This is a genomic window from Anaerolineales bacterium (assembly GCA_022866145.1).
Classification (GTDB): domain Bacteria; phylum Chloroflexota; class Anaerolineae; order Anaerolineales; family E44-bin32; genus PFL42.
In genome coordinates this window covers 1-3,762 of record JALHUE010000405.1, presented here as the reverse complement: position 1 = coordinate 3,762, position 3,762 = coordinate 1, and the positions used below count along the sequence as shown (strand labels likewise).

The 3,762-nt window shown below is 61.8% G+C and carries 3 protein-coding genes; all 3 read left to right on the top strand.

All coding sequences use genetic code 11. The features are described 5' to 3' along the window. The coding region (locus MUO23_12215) for an LpqB family beta-propeller domain-containing protein (GenBank protein ID MCJ7513722.1) at window positions 1–804 on the top strand (804 nt) is incomplete at its 5' end. Window positions 805–1,429: 625 nt separating this feature from the next. Then, on the top strand, window positions 1,430–2,086 hold the full coding sequence (locus tag MUO23_12210) for a hypothetical protein (GenBank protein MCJ7513721.1): 657 nt from the start codon (window positions 1,430–1,432) through the stop codon (window positions 2,084–2,086). A 199-nt stretch (window positions 2,087–2,285) separates the two neighbouring features. Then, window positions 2,286–3,638 carry a hypothetical protein gene (locus MUO23_12205; GenBank protein MCJ7513720.1) on the top strand — a complete coding sequence of 451 codons (1,353 nt, stop codon included), beginning with the start codon at window positions 2,286–2,288 and terminating at the stop codon, window positions 3,636–3,638. The last annotated feature ends 124 nt before the right edge of the window (window positions 3,639–3,762 follow it).

Genomic DNA, 3,762 nt, shown 5'->3' with positions numbered 1-3,762 from the left:
TTCGCCTCCGACCTCGATCCCGAGGTCTCTGATGTGCTCGGGGTCTTCGTAGTCGGGGAATGGGGCGGTGCCCTCGGACCCCTGGCGTCTGCGGGTCACGACCCAGATTGGTCCCCCAAAGGAGAGCTAGTCGCTTACGCCACGTGGGAGGGAGACGGAGGAATAATGGTGACGCCCCCACTTGGGGACCCATACGTTGCTGTCGAGGAAGCATTCCCGTCAAACCCCGACTGGTCCCCCGATGGGACGCGCATCGCATTCATTGGCGACACAATCGGATCTAGGACTCTCAATGTCGTCTTCTTGCCCAGCCGCGGCCTAGATACTATGGCGCGCAATGCGGCTGGTTTCATCCAGTGGTCGCCTAGCGGAGACCGGATCGCTTACACGGCTACCAGCGGCGACAAGGCAGACCTGTTCATCAGCTCTGTGGGGGAGTCGCCGGGCTCCATCGCCAAAGCCCAGCGCATCGCTACTGACGGATCTGTCTCCTATCCCGCCTGGTCTCCCGACGGGACGCAGCTCGCCTTCGTGTCCAGAAAAGAAGGGAATAGGAATATCTATGTTGCCACCCTTGCATGCACCGACGCAGAGGAGGCATGTCATGTGAATGTCCGCCAGGTCACCGATGCCCCAGATGCCGAGACGAACCCGATCTGGTTTCCAGACGGCAACCATCTCGTATACTTGGCGGGCCGCGGCTCCTCTTGGCATCTTGAGATGGTCGACCTTGACAACCAACACCCGCAGTTGCTCGTTGACGGATTGACTTCCCCTCGCGAACTTGATGGTCACATCGAGTGAGTACGCTGGATGGAAGATTTGCAGTCTCGGCTTCCGTGCGCGCGGGCGTGACCGCAGCCCCTCCGCCTTGCGCAGGATTGGATCGCATCGCTTGAGCATTCCTCGTCGATATCGGTTCGCCGAACGTGCCGCGGATTGAGAAAGGGGCATGAGCCACACTACATCGCTAGGGCGGAATATGGGCCATGACTTCGGGGGGGGGTCTATCAATCGAGTCGTTGAGGGAATCCTCCTTCTCTCGCTTCTTCTCGCCGGCTGCAACAATGTGGGGGGCTGGTCTGCCTCACCACAAGTGGACCAATCCCCATCACCGAGCCTCCAGGCCTCAGCAACTCGCTTGCCGATCACACGGACACCTAGACCATCGCACACCCCTGAGACGCCGTCGCCTCCCTCGGACGCCAGCTTCCTCGATTGTGCGCCTACTCCCTCGGGGTCAAGCTCCACAGCCGGGAGAATCGCATTTGTGCGAACGGGCGGCGCCACCGACAGCGTCTTCGTAGTGAACATGGATGGGACGGATCTGCAGGCACTTGCTGCTGAAGGCGGTTTCAACTTTCACCCTTCTTGGTCACCGAGCGGCGAAGAGCTAGCCTACGCCTCCGATCAGGCAGGTGATCGAGGCATGTTCGACATCTACGTGACATCAGCAGACGGAACGGAGACAAGGCGCCTCACAGACAGACCCGATACATGGGAGGATCAACCCACATGGTCGCCGGATGGTGAAAAGGTCGCCTACACGGTTCACTACTTCGATGGATCTGACAACTCCGAAATCTTCGTCACAAACAGGAATGGCCCCGATCAAACTAGCATCACAAAGACCCAACTTCGAGAGGAGTATCCTGACTGGTCCACCACCCAGGACACGATCGCTTTCCTGTATCAGGCGTCTGCAGGGAGTCTGGATATGTACGTCTACACCATGAAGCCTGACGGGTCGGAAAGGCACAGACTGTCCGATCTCCCTGCCGAGGGACCCGTCCGCTGGTCGCCTGACGGCGCTTCGCTGGCCTTCTCGGCCCCCAAAGGTGAAGGCTGGGATATCTTCATTATGAACGCTGATGGGTCAGGCGGTCGCTACTTAACAGACGAAGAGGCTCCCCACAACTACACACCTGCTTGGTCGCCCAACGGCAAGTGCATTGCGTTCATGTCGCCGAGAGATGGCCCCGGGAGCCTATACGTAGCAAGAGTTGACGGTGGCGGTGTTCTGCGCCTCACTGAGAACCCGGGACCGGGAATGGACTTCCACCCGTCGTGGTCATCAGCGGAATAGCGCCGCAGTCGGCAACCCCGTCTCGCTCGCTCTCGGGGCAAACGGCCGGACTGGCGCCGTTTGGCCAGAAGAGGCGGCTGCCGCTGGCACACCGCCGCAAGTCCAACTGCTCGACGCTCCTGGTAGTGCTGGTCGTGTTAGTAGGGCCGACCCTGGCACTCCCGGCCTGCGGACCGTCACGGACGCCCTGGGCGGGGTGATGCGGTACGAGTACGATGCCGTCGGCAACCGCACCTCGATGACCGACGCCAACCGCAACACCACCCTGTTCTTCTACGACGAGCTCAACCGGCTGGTCGAGACGCGTGATCCCCTGGGCGGCATCCAGCGCTCTGAGTTCAACGCCCTCGGCAATCTGCTGGCGCAGATCGATCCCAACGAGTTGCGGACACGGTACGAATACGATTCCCTCAACCGCCCGCAGCGCCAGATCGACGCCCTGGGCGGCGTGACGGCCTACACCTACAATGCGGTCGGCAACCAGCTCACCCTGACGGACCCCAACGGCCATGTGCAGTCCACGGAATATGATGACCTCAACCGGCCGGTCGTCTCCACCGATCCCAACCTGCATGTCAGCCGGACGATCTACGACGCCGCCGGCAACGTGCTTACCCAGATCGACCCGCTGCAGATCGTCACCGCCTTCACCTATGACAAGCTGCACCGCCAGGTGACCATCACCGATCCGCTCGACAACACGGTGAGGTACGCCTACGACGAGGTCGGCAACCGGATCTCGATGACCGATGCCGAGGGTGTGGTGACGGGCTACGAGTACGACCGCCTCAGCCGGCTGACGGCCGTCGTCGAGAACTATCGCCCGGTTCCTGCCATCACCGCCGACACCAACGTGCGCACCGAGTACACCTACGACCGAAATGGCAACCGGCTCACCATCCTGGACGGCAGCGGGCACATCTCCACCTCCACCTACGATGATCTCAATCGGCTGATCGCCGAAGCCGATGCGCTTGGCCACACCACCGCCTACGGTTACGACCGCAATGGCAACCGGACGACGCTAACCGACGCCGAGGGATTCACCACAACCTTCGTCTACGACGCCCTGAACCGTCTGGCGGCAATTGACTACCCCGACCCCGATGCCGATGTCGCCTTCACCTACGATGCCGCGGGGACACGGACGCGCATGCAGGACGGCATGGGCACCACGACCTGGTCCTACGACAACCTATACCGGCCAACGGCGGTGACCCTGGCCAGCCATCCAGGGCAGGCCGATCCCTTTGGCGGCACCGTCGGTTACGCCTACGACGCTGTGGGCAACCGCACCCGGCTGACCTACCCGGATGGCAAGACGGTGACCTACGGCTACGACCCGGCGGACCGCATGCTGCGAGTGACCGACTGGGCCTCGCTCGTCACCGCCTACAGCTACGATCCCGCCAACCGACTGACTCAGACCTCGCTGCCGAACGGCGTCGTCTCGACCTACACCTATGACGCCGCCGGCCGGCTGCTCGACCTGCGGCACGCCACGGCGGCCGAGACGCTCTCGTCGTTCACTGTATGTCGTCAAACCAAATGAGACATTAGGAGCCGTTTGCTAAGACGCACTTCTCGGCCCTAGGATAGCGAAACGGGAGGCAGAATGGCCGAGAAGAAAGAGAGCGTGGAAGCCACCGTCCGGACCATCGGTCGGGTCACCCGGA